Origin of the sequence: Corynebacterium sp. HMSC062A03 (assembly GCF_001811145.1) — a bacterium.
Taxonomy (GTDB): domain Bacteria; phylum Actinomycetota; class Actinomycetes; order Mycobacteriales; family Mycobacteriaceae; genus Corynebacterium; species Corynebacterium aurimucosum.
On record NZ_KV803651.1, the window covers coordinates 170309 to 183666 of the forward strand.

Here is a 13358-nt window from a genome sequence, read left to right on the forward strand (position 1 = left end):
GCGTCTTATTCGCCGAGGAGCTGGGAACGCAGGTTCTCATCCTTCTTTTCTACTTCGGCGGCCATGTTCTCTTGGTAGGCTGCCATCTTCTCCACCAGTGCTGGGTCGCCCGCGGAGAGGATGCGCACGGCAAGCAGGCCCGCATTCTTCGCACCGCCGATGGATACGGTTGCCACCGGCACCCCACCCGGCATCTGCACGATGGACAGCAGTGAATCGAGACCATCGAGATCCTTCAACGCGCGCGGGATGCCGATGACCGGCAGTGGCGTGGCCGCGGCAACCATGCCTGGCAGGTGGGCCGCACCACCGGCACAGGCGATGATGGCCTTGAGCCCGCGCTCGTGGGCAGACTTGGCATACGCCAGCATCTTTTCTGGGGTGCGGTGCGCGCTGACGACGCCCACCTCAAAGGGCACGCCGAACTCGGCGAGCACTTCGGCTGCGGGCTTGACGGTGGGCCAATCGGAATCGGATCCCATGATCAGTCCGACGAGTGGTTCCATGAAAAATCTCCTTCTTTACTAGCGTTTAAGCTCGCTGCGGGCTTAAGAGTGCGCAGTGGTCTGAAGAGTGCGCTGTGGGCTTAAGAGTGCGCAGTGGGCTTACGCCCACTGCGCGTGGACGAGGAAGTGGGCGGCATCGTGGGCGATGCGGCGCGTTTCCTCCACGTCCTCACCAACGACGTTGACGTGGCCGATCTTGCGACCCGGCTGGTGGTCCTTACCGTAGAGGTGGATCTTCGCCTGCGGGTAGCGCTCCATGACTTCACGGACGCGCTGCGGCATGGGCATCTGCGGATCCTCCTCAGCCCCCAGCACATTGGCCATGACCGTTACGGGCGCCAATGGCGCGGTGGAGCCCAGCGGCAGGTCCAGCACGGCGCGCAGGTGCTGCTCGAACTGCGAGGTCACGCAGCCATCCTGCGTCCAGTGGCCGGTGTTGTGCGGGCGCATGGCCAGCTCGTTGACCGCAATATCTTCTTCCACAACCGCTCCCGGCGCGCCTGAAGCGGACGCGATGATGCAGCCGGCGTCTTGCTTCGTGGCAAAAGCGAAAAGCTCCACTGCCAGCACACCCGTAACGCCCAGCTCGGTGGCTACCTTGATGCCCACCTGCATGGCGCGCTCCGCGAGCGCTGCCGACAAGTTCGGGGCTGGGGCAAAAGCCTCGGCGCAGATGCCATCTCGCTGCACGGACTCGGTGACCGGACAGGCCTTTACTTCGCCGGAGGGGCGGCGGGCGACGAGCACGGACAGCTCGCGAGTAAGAGCCACTTTTTCCTCAGCCATAAGCGGAGTACCAGCGGCGAGAAGCTCTTCTACCAGCGGCTCCAGCTCCTCCGCTGACGGGAACCACACGCCATGACCGTCGTAGCCGCCGCGGCGGGCTTTGAGGCACACGTGACCGTCGACAAGCGCGGCGAAATCCCGGGCATCCTCCACCGATTCAATAGCGGCAAAGCGCGGCACTGGGGCGCCCAGCTCGGCCAGCTTCTGGCGCATGAAGAGCTTGTCCTGCGCGTAGAGGAGAGCGGAAGGCTGGGGCTGGACGTTGAGGCCGTCGGCGATAAGACGCTCGACGTGCTCCGTCGGGACGTGCTCGTGCTCAAAGGTAATTGCATCCGCGCCTTCCGCGGCGGCGGTGAGCACGTCGAGATCGTGGTAGTCACCGAGCACCACATCCGGGATCACCTGTGCGGCGGACTTGTCTGGCGCGGAGGCCAGCACGCGCAAGCTGATGTCGAGCTCTGCGGCGGCCGGCTGCATCATGCGTGCAAGCTGGCCGTCTCCATAAACAGTAACGAGGGGTTTGTGTTGTTCACTCACCCTTTCAATACTAGCCTTGGGGCCATGATTGTCCGGCATACCATCTTTCAGAACTCCCTCATGACCGCGCTGTTGGATGGCATTTACGACGGCGAAATGACCATCGGCGAGCTCTTGGGCAAAGGCAATTTTGGCATCGGCACCTTCGATGCGCTGGATGGGGAGATGATTATCCTCGACGGCGTGTGCTACCAGCTACGCGGCGATGGCACCGCGACGGTGGCGGACTTGGACCAGGGAACCCCCTTCGCGGTGGCCACGAACTTCGTCCCCCGTATTAAGGTGGCCGCGCCCAAGGGATTGAAGCGCGAGGAGCTTTCGGCCTTCATCGATGAGGTGGAGCCTTCCGCCAACTACATGTACGCGGTGCGCATCACCGGCCGCTTCAGCAACGTGGTTACCCGCACGGTGGTCAAGCAGAGCAAGCCTTATCCGCCGATGGCGCAGGCCGTGGGCGGCGATAAGGAACTGCGCTTTGAAAACGTCGAAGGCATCATCGGTGGTTTCCGCACTCCGGTGTTTGAGAAGGGTATTTCGGTGCCTGGCTGCCACGTGCACTTTATTGACGCTGCGCGCACCTCCGGCGGGCACGTGCTGGACTACACGGTGGATGAGGCCACCATTGAGCTGTGCCCTGGCACGGACCTGGATCTGCGCTTGCCGCTGACCCACGAGTTCCGCTCCGCCAACCTGGCCCCTGATGACTTGGACCAGCAGCTACACACGACGGAGATTAAGGACTAACCCCAGACCGGTTGTTCGTTGAGGATATCCTCGACGCGCTTGGCTTTGGGGATGGATGGGAAATACATCGGCTTTTCGTATCCGTGGAGTGCCAGCGAAATCCCGCCGCGACGGCGGCGCGCACCACGAATATCGGTGAGCGGGATCGAGTCAACGCGTTTGCCCTCGCGGGCGATGACGCGCAGGTTGGTCACGATGAAGCGCTTACGACGGGCCTTGACGAGGGGAACGATGAAGCGCCAGGCAGCAAGCAGGGCCCATAAAGCTACTAAGCCATTGCGAAGCGCCAGGTCCATGCCGTTATAGTCACACCAGCCGATGGCAATCCAGCACACCCCAGTAATCACGACGAGCTCTAGAAAAGGAAAGAGCAGCGTCCGAAAGGGAGCGGTCATGTCCGCGCGCACTACCTCGCCGCGGCCCATCTGCATGAGGTTCATGGGGCTCATGGTACCTGCCTGCTCCCGCTGTCCAGGCAAGAGGACGTCACGGCCTAGGCCTTGCAGGCCCAGCTAAGGCTTCGCACATGGCATTTCCTAAAAGGCGTCAGTCAAAAGGCGTCTTTGCCCCTGAAAACGCCATGTGGAGGCGTCCAAAAGGTGTCTTTGCCCCCAAAGACGCCTTTTGACTAATGCCTTCTGACAGACGCCTTTTGAATAGCGCCATGTGTCGAGCACGGCGTCTTCTATGGGGCCTCGCCGGTCGACGCTTAGACGCCACGCAGCGCGGGCGACTAATTATCAGCCGGGCGAAGGTGGATGACATCACCCGCGGAGTAATACTCGCCGCCAACGTTGATGCGGCCATCATCGGCCACGCCCTCGACGGTGCCGATGACGTCGCCGGCCGGGGCTTCGAGGCGGACTTCCTGCCCGATGGAAGAACACACCTTACGGTAATCAGCCAAAAGCTGTGGGTCCTGCTGCTCCCACTGGGTAATGCGGCGACGCAGGTTCTTCAGCACGGTAATCGCCAGCTGCGTGCGGTCGGTCTCAAGGCCTTCGAGCGCGAGCGATGTCGCGGCCTCGATGGGCAGTTCCTCGCGGGTCAGGGTGACGTTGATGCCCATGCCCACGACCACGCGGGCTGAAGGCGGGTTCGCAGACTGAGTCTTGAGGGCGATTTCAGCTTTACTGACCTCGGCTTTGTTGATCTCTGCCTTATTAATCTCTGCTTTGTTGATCTCTGCCTTGTTGATCTCGGCTTTGTTCACCTCGGCTTTGTTCACCTCGGCCTTGTTGATTTCAGCCTTGGAAACTTCCGTCTTCGGAGCAGATTTGAAGGCCTCGCCCACTGGACCAGCCTCGGCGAGGATGCCGCACAGCTTCTTGCCATCGATGTGCACGTCATTCGGCCACTTGAGTACCGCACCCTCTACGGAATCAGTCACGGCCAAGCCGGCAGCTAGCGGCAAAGTACCGAGGTGATCCAGCGAATCCGGAAGGATGAGAACGGAAAAGATGAGCTGCGAACCAGCCGGGCTCACCCACTGACGGCCCAATCGGCCCTTACCGGCAACCTGCTCATTGGCCAGCAAAACGGTGCCATCAGCCACCTTGTCGGCCTGCATGAGATCGGTGTTGGTGGAGCCAGTGGACTCGGTGTAATCGATAACAGCGAAGTCTTCGCTCAGCGCCTCGCGGATTCGGTCCATATCAAGTGCAGTCATGCACCCTAGGTTACCCGCCGGATCACTGCCGCCTCGAAGTAACTAAAAGTAATCCGGATTGGCCAGAATTGTGCGGGCAGTAGCATCGTCAAGACAGGTAGTCAGCACCGCCTGCGGCAACGCATGGGTGACCTGTTCAGGTGTGACGGTGATCTGCCGCGTATCCGCCAGGAAAGAAACAGTATCCCCGATCAACTTGTCGTAATCAGCGCGGTCTTGTGCCCCAAGGTTATCCGGCTTTCCTTCAGTCACCAGCACATAGCGAGTTGCTGGGGTAACCCATTCACAAACCCACTCGCCGTACTCTTGCAATTCCGAATCCGAGACATCCAGGCCCATCCCCTTCATGCTGGCACGCATGGTGGAGCGATTCACGTGGCCATTGTCCACCAACTGCGAGCGGACGTCAGATGCGTCGACAGTATCGGCAAAAATAGCGCGGAACACAGTATCGCGCTGCGCCTCTGCAGCCGAAGTCGTCGGCGATGTCGCGGACTCCTTCGAGGGCATCGTCGGGGAAGGCTCTTCCGAAGAAGATTTGGTAGTGGAGGTCAATGACTCCGTCGTAGTCTCCGAAGGCGCTGAAGACGCATCAGCAGTCCCAGTAGAAACGGTTGTCAGTGGCGTAAAGGACTCGGCGGATTCCGTACTGGAGCAACCGACCAAGAGCAGTGCGAGGAGTGGAGCGAACTTCTTCATAACAAATTCCAGCCTAATGCACGCACCGCCAGGTGCTAGTGTGAATCCATGGCAAAGGTCACTTTTGAGAACGTCGGCATCACCTATCCCCGTGCCGAGAACCCCACGGTCAAAGACCTCAATCTCGAGATTGCGGACGGCGAGTTTCTAGTCCTCGTCGGCCCGTCCGGCTGCGGTAAGTCCACCACCCTGCGCGCCCTCGCGGGGCTGGAGCCGGTCTCCAGCGGCCGCATCCTTATTGACGGCAAAGACGTCACGGGCCTTGAGCCAGGCGATCGCGATATCGCCATGGTCTTCCAGAACTACGCGCTCTACCCGCACCTCACCGTTGCCCAGAACATGGGCTTCGCCCTCAAGCTGGCCAAGATGCCCAAGGCTGAAATCAAAGCCAAAGTAGAAGAAGCAGCGAAGACCCTTGGGCTGACGGAGTACCTGCAGCGCAAGCCCAAAGACCTCTCCGGTGGTCAGCGTCAGCGCGTGGCCATGGGCCGCGCCATCGTGCGCGAGCCGAAGGCCTTCCTCATGGATGAGCCCCTGTCTAACCTCGACGCTAAGCTGCGCGTGCAAACCCGCGCGGAGCTGGCCAGCCTCCAACAGCGTCTCGGCACCACCACTGTCTACGTCACCCACGACCAGGTGGAGGCCATGACCATGGGTGACCGCGTGGCCGTGCTCAAGGACGGTGTTCTGCAGCAAGTCGCGCCACCGCGCGAGCTCTACGACGCTCCCGCTAACGAATTCGTCGCCGGTTTCATCGGTTCCCCCGCGATGAACATCTTCGACTACAACGGCGGACGCGTCGGCGTTCGCCCGGAAAAAATGTTCATCAATAAGGGGCCGATTGGCTTCCAAGGCACGGTGGAGTTCGTGGAAGAGCTGGGCTCTGAGTCCTTCGTCTACGTCATGGTGGGCGAGCAGCGCTTCGTCGCCCGCGCGAGCGACAACGTTCCGCAGCGTGGTGAGAACGTCGTGCTGACCTTTAACCCCCGCGAGGCTCACCGCTTCGATCCGGAGACCGGCCAGCGTATTGAGGCTTAAGAAACACCACGGACAGGGGTGATTTCACCCCCGTTTGAAGTGAATTAAAAGCCAAAACCACGTGCAGTGTGGGGATGATCCCCTATTTTGTAGTCATCAGAAGTTTTCCGAAAGGTGAATATTCAATGAAGAAGCCCTTCCTCCCCAGCTCGCTGCGTTCTGTCCGCCGCGGCGTTGTCGTCACCACCGCTGCACTCGCACTGACCTTGGCGGGTTGCTCCTCGAGCGACGAGGGATCGTCGTCAAGCACTGGCTCCGATGCCTCCTCGACTGATGGTGACGGCCGCGGCCCCATCACCTTCGCTATGGGCAAGAACGATACCGACAGGATCACGCCCATCATCGAGGCATGGAACGCCGAGCACCCAGATGAGAAGGTCGAGCTCAAGGAGCTCGCCGGCGAGGCCGACGCTCAGCGCGAGACCCTCGTGCAGTCCCTGCAGGCGGGCAACTCCGACTACGACGTCATGGCGCTGGACGTGGTCTGGACCGCGGACTTCGCCGCTAACCAGTGGCTGGCACCGTTGACTGGTGACCTTGAGGTGGACACCTCCGGACTGCTGGAGCCCACCGTGGAGTCCGCCACCTACAACGACACCCTCTACGCGCTGCCGCAGAACACCAACGGCCAGCTGCTCTTCCGCAACACCGAGTTGGCAGACAAGGCTCCGGAGAAGTTCGAGGACATCGCTTCTGCCTGCGAAGCTATTAAGGATGATGCTTCTTGCCTGACCACTCAGCTCAAGCAGTACGAGGGCCTCACCGTTAACACCGCCGGCTTCATCGAGGGCTGGGGCGGCTCCATCTTGGATGATGAGGGCAACGTCGCTGTTGACTCCGACGAGGCCAAGGAAGGCCTGCAGGCGCTTGTCGACGCCTACGAAGACGGCACCATCTCCAAGGACTCCACCGCCACAACGGAGGAGGAAACCAACCTCGCTTTCACTGAGGGCAAGACCGCTTTTGCCATCAACTGGCCGTACATGTACACCAATGCCGAAGAGGCTGGCGTGAAGTTTGAAGTCCAGCCGCTGGTGGGCAAGGACGGAGTCGGTGTCTCCACCCTCGGTGGCTACAACAACGGCATCAACATCAACTCCGAGCACAAGGCTACGGCCCTGGACTTCATGAAGTTCATCATCAACGAGGAGAACCAGAAGTCCTTCGCTGAGGCTTCCTTCCCGCCGGTGCTGGCCTCCATCTACGACGATGAGTCCCTCGTCGAGGAGTTCCCGTACCTTCCGGCTCTCAAGGAGTCCTTGGAGAACGCCGCGCCGCGTCCGGTCTCCCCGTTCTACACCGCCATCTCCAAGGCCGTGCAGGATAACGCCTACGCGGCTCTGACCGCTGACAAGTCCGTCGATGACGCTACGAAGGACATGAAGGCTGCCATCGAGGCAGCCTCCCAGGGTTAATCTTCCCAGCGTGAAATGGGGGCGCGAGTAAGTCCACGTGACTTGCCCGCGCCTCCTTCTTTGATCTGGATTTAAACCAATGGGCATCAAGGTGCTCGCGCGCAGAGGATGTCCAGAGGATGTCTACGCCACCCGCTATGATTTTCCCCAACCCCCGATAACCCCCTCCCCTATGAATCAGAAAGGCAGGCACCGCATGGCTGGAGCACCGCCTACCGCGCAGCCCCGCAGACAGTATCTGCGCGTTGCTGCGCTCATCGCGCCGGCGCTGATAGCGCTGGCCGTGGTCATTGGTTATCCCATCGTGCGCGCTGTGATGTTGTCCTTCCAGGGCAACAAGCGGCTTAACCCGACCACGGGTGTATTCGAGGAAGGCGCATTCGCAGGCCTCGAGAACTACCTGTACTGGATCACCAATCGCTGTATGTCTGCCACCGGCCAGGCCACCGCATGCCCGGATGGCGTTATCGCCACTGATTTCTGGCCAGCGCTCAAGATCACGCTCTTCTTCACCGTGGTCACGGTGACCCTGGAAACGATTTTGGGCATGTTCATGGCGCTGGTGATGAACGGCGAATACCGCGGTCGTGGCCTCGTGCGCGCGGCGGTACTGGTTCCCTGGGCTATCCCCACCGCGGTCACCGCGAAGCTATGGCAGTTCATGTTTGCACCGGATGGCATCGTTAACGCGCTCATCGGCTCGCGCATCGCATGGACCACGGACCCGTTCTATGCCCGCCTCGCGGTGATTATCGCTGATGTGTGGAAGACCGCCCCGTTCATGGCACTGCTCATCCTGGCAGGCCTGCAGATGATTCCGCGCGATGTCTATGACGCAGCACGCGTGGACGGCGCCTCGCGTATCCAAACCTTCTTCACCATCACCCTGCCACTGGTGCGGCCGGCACTCATGGTGGCCATCCTCTTCCGTACGCTGGATGCGCTGCGCATGTACGACCTACCGGTCATCATGATCTCCGCTTCCTCCAACGCGCCGACGGCCACCATTTCCCAGCTGGTGGTGGAAGACATGCGCCAGGGCCACTTCAACTCAGCCTCCGCGCTGTCCACACTCATCTTCCTGCTTATCTTCACCGTCGCGTTCATCCTCGTCCGCTTCCTCGGCGCTGATATCTCCGGTACTGCTCGCCAGAAGAAGGAGAAGAAGTCATGAAAAAGCTTGGCCACTACCTCGGCATCCTCTTCATCATGTTCTGGGGGCTCGCGCCCTTCTACTGGATGGTTGTCACCGCCTTGCGGCACAAGTCCCATACCTTCGACACCACCCCGTGGCCCACGCACGTGACCTTGGACAACTTCCGGGATGCACTGGCAACAGACAAGGGCAATGACTTCCTCAACGCACTGGGGAACTCTTTGCTTATCTCCCTAGCCACGACCGCTGTCGCAGTCCTCATCGGCGTGTTCACCGCCTATGCGCTAGCTCGCTACGACTTCCCTGGAAAAGGTATCGTCACCGGCATCATCCTGGCCGCCTCGATGTTCCCGGCCATCGCGTTGGTGACCCCGCTCTTCCAGCTCTTTGGCAACCTCGAGTGGATTGGCACCTACCGCGCGATGATCATTCCGAATATCTCCTTCGCGCTGCCCCTGACTGTCTACACGCTGCTGAGCTTCTTCCGTCAGCTGCCCTGGGAGCTGGAGGAAGCTGCCCGCGTGGACGGCGCTTCCCGCGGTCAAGCTTTCCGCCTCGTGCTCCTGCCCCTGGCCGCGCCCGCGCTGTTTACCACCGCCATCATCGCTTTCATCACAACGTGGAACGAGTTCATGCTGGCCAAGCAGCTATCCACCACTGCTACTGAGCCGGTGACCGTGGCTATCGCGCGTTTCTCGGGCCCCTCGGCCTTCGAGTACCCCTATGCCGCCACCATGGCCGCGGGCGCGCTGGTAACGGTTCCGCTCATCATCATGGTGCTCATCTTCCAGCACCGCATCGTCGCCGGCCTCACCGCCGGAGGTGTCAAGGCTTAATGCGCCGTGAACTGCTATGGGACACCGCGCTGGGATTCGTTGGCTTCTTTGCCTTCCTAGCGCTGGTGCAAGCAGTCCTCAATCTTTTTCACCCCTCCCCCGCCATCTGGCCGGGGCTCCTGGCGGGCGCGCTGTGCCTGGCGGAGTTTCTGCTGTGGCGGGCCAAACGGAAGGATCTCCGATGACCTGGCACGATAACGCCATTTTCTACCAGGCCCTCGTGGGCTCGTACAAGGACACCCACGGCGAAGGCGTTGGCACGCTACGTGGAGTTATTGAGAAGCTGGATTACCTCAAGTGGCTCGGAGTGGACTGCCTGTGGCTCTCCCCGTTCTATGCTTCCCCGCTGCGCGATGACGGCTATGACATCGCCAACTACTACTCCATTCACCCTGACTACGGCACGATGGAAGACTTTGACGAGCTCGTCACCGAACTTCACGCTCGTGGCATGCGCCTCATGACGGATTTGGCTTTCAACCACACCTCTACCGATCATCCGTGGTTCCAGGCCTCCCGCACCGATCCGGAAGGCCCTTACGGCGACTATTACGTGTGGGGCGATGATCCCCTGCGCTACCCCGAGATCCGCATTATCTTCACCGATACGGAAACCTCGAATTGGGCATGGGACCCGGAGCGCAAGCAGTACTACTTCCACCGCTTCTACTCACACCAGCCGGACCTAAACTACGACAACCCGAAGGTCCACGAGGAAGTATTCAAGATTCTTTCCTTCTGGCTAGATAAGGGCGTGGACGGCTTCCGCCTCGATGCCATCGCCTACCTGTACGAGCGTGATGGGGTGGGCGGCGAGTCTCTGCCGGAGACGGTCGAGTTTGTGGAGAAGGTCCGCGCCTTCATCGACGAGAATTACCCCGAGGCCATCATGATCGCGGAGGCTAACCAGCCGCCCGAAGAAACCATGGAGTTTTATGGCACGGGCAATCGCTTCCACATGGTGTTCAACTTCCCAGTGATGCCGCGGCTTTACCAAGCCCTCGCGCTGGGGGACGCCACACCGGTCTACGACATCATGGCGGAGCTTCCGGAGCTTCCCCAGGGTTGTCAGTGGGGCACCTTCCTGCGCAACCACGACGAGCTGACCCTAGAAATGGTCGACGAGGACCAGCGCGCCATCATGTACGAGCACTACCTGCCGGATGAGCAGATGCGCGCCCACGTGGGCATCGCGCGGCGCCTCGCGCCGCTGTTGGGCAATGATTACCGCAAGATTGAGCTTTTTTATTCACTTCTCATGACTCTGCCGGGTGCGCCCTTCCTGTATTACGGCGATGAGATTGGTATGAACGATGCCCCCGAATTGCCCGACCGCGATGCCGTGCGCACGCCCATGCAATGGGAGCCCGGGGAGGGCGCAGGTTTCACTACATCCGCTCACCCGCGCCGTCCCATCGTCGGCGGCGTAGGGGTCTCAGTGAAAGAGCAGCTTGCCGACGATTCCTCGCTCCTCCACCGCCTCCGCGGTCTAATCCAGCAGCGTAAGGCACATCCGGAACTCGGCACCACACCGTTCGAAGCCGTGGAAACCGGTCAGACGGGCGTTCTGGGGTTCCAGCGCGGTGAGTTGTTGTGCCTGCACAACTTCACGGATCAGACCGTCGACCTAGGCCCTGTGGAGCTCGGGCCCTATGGCTACGCCTGGCTGCCCATTGAGGCTTAAAAGGCGCTCGTTTCTCACCTCATATTTCGCGCTAGGTTAACTAAAAGTTAACTCGCCATGAACGAAAGCTAGCTTTTAGAGAACTTTACCTATATAGTTGGTTTAACCCCATGATGCGGACAGCCGCATCATTACGACAAGAAATAGAGAGGTGAGCCAAATGAATACCCTGACCGGATTCCTTTCCGCCATCACTAACGAATTCAAGAGTGCCACCGGAATCAACCTTGACACGGTGCACCCGGCGCCGCTGGTATCGCAGATCGCCGAAGATCTGCACAAGCACGGCCTTGTCCCAGCCACCCGCACCGACATCGAAGAGTCCTACGCGGCGCTGACCAACTCCTTTCCCAGCGAAGAGGATCTCACAGAGGTTGAACTCTTCCTTTGCAACCTCGGCTGGCTAGCCGACGCTCCAGATAAAGCCGCTTAACTCAAGCCTCGCCCCCGCCTCCGGGGAGCGAGGCTTTTCTTTTACCCGCACCAGCCAATCCCACCAATGCCACGCCAATTACACTGGCAACCATGTGCCCGACACACCATTCCCGAGGAAACCCTCATCTTTCCCACCCCACCTACCTGCACAAACGCGGACTGTGAGGGAAATCACCCGCGCGCCGCTATACATTCCCATACAAAACTTCTCTACACTGTCGAAACATGACTATTTCCTCACATTTGTCGGAGCTTGACTCCCTGAGCGCCGACACCACCGCAGGCAAGATCGCTGAACTGAAGAGGCGTCGCGAAGCAGCGGCGCAGCCCATGGGTGCAAAAGCCCACGACAAGGTCCACGCCCAGGGCCGCCTCACCGCGCGTGAGCGCTTGGACTACCTCCTCGATGAAGGCTCCTTCGTGGAGACCGACATGCTCGCCGTGCACCGCACCACGGACTTCGGGATGGGCAAGAAGCGCCCGCTGACCGATGGCATCGTCACCGGTTGGGGAACCATCGACGGCCGCGAGGTCTGCATCTTCTCCCAGGACGGAACCGTCTTCGGCGGCGCCCTCGGCGAGGTCTACGGCGAGAAAATGATCAAGATCATGGAGCTGTCCATCACCACCGGCCGCCCACTCATTGGCCTGTACGAGGGCGCCGGCGCCCGCATCCAGGATGGCGCCGTGTCCCTGGACTGGATTGCCAAGACCTTCTACCAGAACGTCAAGGCCTCCGGCGTCGTCCCACAAATCTCCGTCATCATGGGTGCTTGCGCCGGCGGCAACGCCTACTCCCCCGCGTTGACCGACTTCGTGGTGATGGTGGATGAGAAGTCCAAGATGTTCGTCACCGGGCCCGACGTCATCAAGACCGTCACCGGTGAAGAAGTCAGCCAGGAAGAACTCGGCGGCGCCGGCGTCCACATGCACAAGTCCGGCACCTCGCACTACACCGCTTCTAGCGACGAGGAAGCGCTCGATTGGGTACACGACCTACTGACCTACCTACCCTCCAATAACCGCCAGCTGACCCCGGTTGAGCCCTACGAGGAGCTGGGCGAAGAAACCGTCGACGACCTCGTGCTGGATAGCATCATCCCGGATTCCCCGAACCAGCCCTATGACGTCAAGGAGATCATCGAGGCTCTCACCGATGACGGCGATTTCCTGGAGATCCAAGCCGACCGCGCCGATAACGTGGTCACCGCCTTCGGCCGCATCGAAGGGCGCACCGTAGGGTTCGTGGCCAACCAGCCCCAGGTCTTCGCCGGCTGCCTCGACATCAATTCTTCAGAGAAGGCCGCGCGCTTCGTGCGCACCTGCGATGCCTTTAATATCCCGATCATCATGCTGGTCGACGTCCCCGGCTTCCTCCCCGGCGCCGACCAGGAACACGATGGCATCCTGCGCCGCGGCGCCAAGCTGCTCTACGCCTACGCCGAAGCCACCGTTCCGAAGATCACCGTCACCCTGCGCAAGGCCTACGGCGGCGCTTACTGTGTGATGGGCTCCAAGGGACTGGGAGCGGACGTCAACCTGGCCTGGCCCACCGCCCAGATCGCGGTCATGGGCGCTGCCGGCGCCGTCGGTTTTATCTACCGCAAGGAGATCAAGGCTGCCCACGAAAAGGGCCTCGACGTAGCTGAGCTGACCAAGTCCTTCGAGCGTGAGTATGAAGACCACATGCTCAACCCGTATAAGGCAGCGGAGCGCGGGCTTATCGACGCCGTCATTCTCCCCTCTGAAACCCGCAGTGCAATCGCCAAGAATCTGCGCTTCTTCACGGACAAGAATGTGGCTCGCCCGGCACGCAAGCACGGCAACATCCCGCTTTAGGCTGCGCTCGGAAC

Annotated in this window: 14 protein-coding genes; 9 read left to right on the forward strand and 5 right to left on the reverse strand. The window is 60.7% G+C overall.

Annotated elements, in window-relative coordinates; all coding sequences use genetic code 11:
* Positions 1 to 5: 5 nt before the first annotated feature.
* Entirely contained in the window at positions 6 to 506 is a 501-nt protein-coding gene (gene purE, locus HMPREF2781_RS03090; protein WP_046647007.1) for a 5-(carboxyamino)imidazole ribonucleotide mutase, read from the reverse strand.
* A 99-nt stretch (positions 507 to 605) separates the two neighbouring features.
* Positions 606 to 1868, reverse strand: a complete 1263-nt coding sequence (locus HMPREF2781_RS03095; RefSeq protein WP_083308517.1) for a 5-(carboxyamino)imidazole ribonucleotide synthase — start codon at positions 1866 to 1868, stop codon at positions 606 to 608.
* Between HMPREF2781_RS03095 and budA the strand changes: the two genes are divergently transcribed.
* A complete protein-coding gene (gene budA / locus HMPREF2781_RS03100) occupies positions 1854 to 2573 on the forward strand; it encodes an acetolactate decarboxylase (RefSeq protein WP_070446344.1) in 720 nt (239 codons plus the stop codon). The genes HMPREF2781_RS03095 and budA overlap by 15 nt on opposite strands.
* Here budA and HMPREF2781_RS03105 read toward each other — a convergent pair.
* The 3 genes from HMPREF2781_RS03105 to HMPREF2781_RS03115 form a co-directional block, all read right to left on the reverse strand.
* Positions 2570 to 3013: a hypothetical protein gene (locus HMPREF2781_RS03105; protein ID WP_070446346.1), complete on the reverse strand. Its 444-nt coding sequence runs from the start codon at positions 3011 to 3013 to the stop codon at positions 2570 to 2572. The two genes, budA and HMPREF2781_RS03105, sit on opposite strands and share 4 nt — an antisense overlap.
* A 293-nt stretch (positions 3014 to 3306) precedes the next feature.
* Entirely contained in the window at positions 3307 to 4242 is a 936-nt protein-coding gene (locus HMPREF2781_RS03110; RefSeq protein WP_070644349.1) for a biotin--[acetyl-CoA-carboxylase] ligase, read from the reverse strand.
* Between the two features lie 42 nt (positions 4243 to 4284).
* On the reverse strand, positions 4285 to 4941 hold the full coding sequence (locus HMPREF2781_RS03115; RefSeq protein ID WP_246821761.1) for a hypothetical protein: 657 nt from the start codon (positions 4939 to 4941) through the stop codon (positions 4285 to 4287).
* 48 nt (positions 4942 to 4989) lie between these two features.
* Between HMPREF2781_RS03115 and HMPREF2781_RS03120 the strand changes: the two genes are divergently transcribed.
* The 8 genes from HMPREF2781_RS03120 to HMPREF2781_RS03155 all read left to right on the forward strand — a co-directional run bounded on the left by HMPREF2781_RS03120 (position 4990) and on the right by HMPREF2781_RS03155 (position 13344).
* The gene (locus tag HMPREF2781_RS03120; RefSeq protein ID WP_070644350.1) at positions 4990 to 5979 is read left to right on the forward strand and encodes an ABC transporter ATP-binding protein; all 990 of its coding nucleotides are present in this window, start codon (positions 4990 to 4992) and stop codon (positions 5977 to 5979) included.
* 125 nt (positions 5980 to 6104) lie between these two features.
* Positions 6105 to 7394 carry an ABC transporter substrate-binding protein gene (locus HMPREF2781_RS03125; RefSeq protein WP_070644352.1) on the forward strand — a complete coding sequence of 430 codons (1290 nt, stop codon included), beginning with the start codon at positions 6105 to 6107 and terminating at the stop codon, positions 7392 to 7394.
* A gap of 196 nt (positions 7395 to 7590) precedes the next feature.
* Complete coding sequence (locus HMPREF2781_RS03130) at positions 7591 to 8568, forward strand: carbohydrate ABC transporter permease (protein ID WP_070644354.1); 978 nt, start codon at positions 7591 to 7593, stop codon at positions 8566 to 8568.
* Positions 8565 to 9386, forward strand: a complete 822-nt coding sequence (locus HMPREF2781_RS03135) for a carbohydrate ABC transporter permease (RefSeq protein ID WP_070446356.1) — start codon at positions 8565 to 8567, stop codon at positions 9384 to 9386. Before HMPREF2781_RS03130 ends, HMPREF2781_RS03135 begins: the two co-directional genes overlap by 4 nt.
* Positions 9386 to 9571, forward strand: a complete 186-nt coding sequence (locus HMPREF2781_RS03140; RefSeq protein ID WP_070446358.1) for a hypothetical protein — start codon at positions 9386 to 9388, stop codon at positions 9569 to 9571. Before HMPREF2781_RS03135 ends, HMPREF2781_RS03140 begins: the two co-directional genes overlap by 1 nt.
* Complete coding sequence (gene treS, locus HMPREF2781_RS03145) at positions 9568 to 11070, forward strand: maltose alpha-D-glucosyltransferase (RefSeq protein ID WP_070644356.1); 1503 nt, start codon at positions 9568 to 9570, stop codon at positions 11068 to 11070. The genes HMPREF2781_RS03140 and treS overlap by 4 nt, the downstream gene beginning before the upstream one ends.
* A gap of 160 nt (positions 11071 to 11230) precedes the next feature.
* On the forward strand, positions 11231 to 11503 hold the full coding sequence (locus HMPREF2781_RS03150) for a hypothetical protein (protein WP_070644358.1): 273 nt from the start codon (positions 11231 to 11233) through the stop codon (positions 11501 to 11503).
* A gap of 227 nt (positions 11504 to 11730) precedes the next feature.
* Positions 11731 to 13344, forward strand: a complete 1614-nt coding sequence (locus tag HMPREF2781_RS03155) for an acyl-CoA carboxylase subunit beta (RefSeq protein WP_070521352.1) — start codon at positions 11731 to 11733, stop codon at positions 13342 to 13344.
* Positions 13345 to 13358: the final 14 nt, after the last annotated feature.

What these genes read in the sequence shown, in the direction of transcription:
- purE (WP_046647007.1), bottom strand. Translation starts at nt 506, where the DNA reads ATGGAACCACTCGTCGGACTGATCATGGGATCCGATTCCGATTGGCCC.
- budA (WP_070446344.1), top strand. Translation starts at nt 1,854, where the DNA reads ATGATTGTCCGGCATACCATCTTTCAGAACTCCCTCATGACCGCGCTG.
- HMPREF2781_RS03095 (WP_083308517.1), bottom strand. Translation starts at nt 1,868, where the DNA reads ATGCCGGACAATCATGGCCCCAAGGCTAGTATTGAAAGGGTGAGTGAA.
- HMPREF2781_RS03105 (WP_070446346.1), bottom strand. Translation starts at nt 3,013, where the DNA reads ATGAACCTCATGCAGATGGGCCGCGGCGAGGTAGTGCGCGCGGACATG.
- HMPREF2781_RS03110 (WP_070644349.1), bottom strand. Translation starts at nt 4,242, where the DNA reads ATGACTGCACTTGATATGGACCGAATCCGCGAGGCGCTGAGCGAAGAC.
- HMPREF2781_RS03115 (WP_246821761.1), bottom strand. Translation starts at nt 4,941, where the DNA reads ATGAAGAAGTTCGCTCCACTCCTCGCACTGCTCTTGGTCGGTTGCTCC.
- HMPREF2781_RS03120 (WP_070644350.1), top strand. Translation starts at nt 4,990, where the DNA reads ATGGCAAAGGTCACTTTTGAGAACGTCGGCATCACCTATCCCCGTGCC.
- HMPREF2781_RS03125 (WP_070644352.1), top strand. Translation starts at nt 6,105, where the DNA reads ATGAAGAAGCCCTTCCTCCCCAGCTCGCTGCGTTCTGTCCGCCGCGGC.
- HMPREF2781_RS03130 (WP_070644354.1), top strand. Translation starts at nt 7,591, where the DNA reads ATGGCTGGAGCACCGCCTACCGCGCAGCCCCGCAGACAGTATCTGCGC.
- HMPREF2781_RS03135 (WP_070446356.1), top strand. Translation starts at nt 8,565, where the DNA reads ATGAAAAAGCTTGGCCACTACCTCGGCATCCTCTTCATCATGTTCTGG.
- HMPREF2781_RS03140 (WP_070446358.1), top strand. Translation starts at nt 9,386, where the DNA reads ATGCGCCGTGAACTGCTATGGGACACCGCGCTGGGATTCGTTGGCTTC.
- treS (WP_070644356.1), top strand. Translation starts at nt 9,568, where the DNA reads ATGACCTGGCACGATAACGCCATTTTCTACCAGGCCCTCGTGGGCTCG.
- HMPREF2781_RS03150 (WP_070644358.1), top strand. Translation starts at nt 11,231, where the DNA reads ATGAATACCCTGACCGGATTCCTTTCCGCCATCACTAACGAATTCAAG.
- HMPREF2781_RS03155 (WP_070521352.1), top strand. Translation starts at nt 11,731, where the DNA reads ATGACTATTTCCTCACATTTGTCGGAGCTTGACTCCCTGAGCGCCGAC.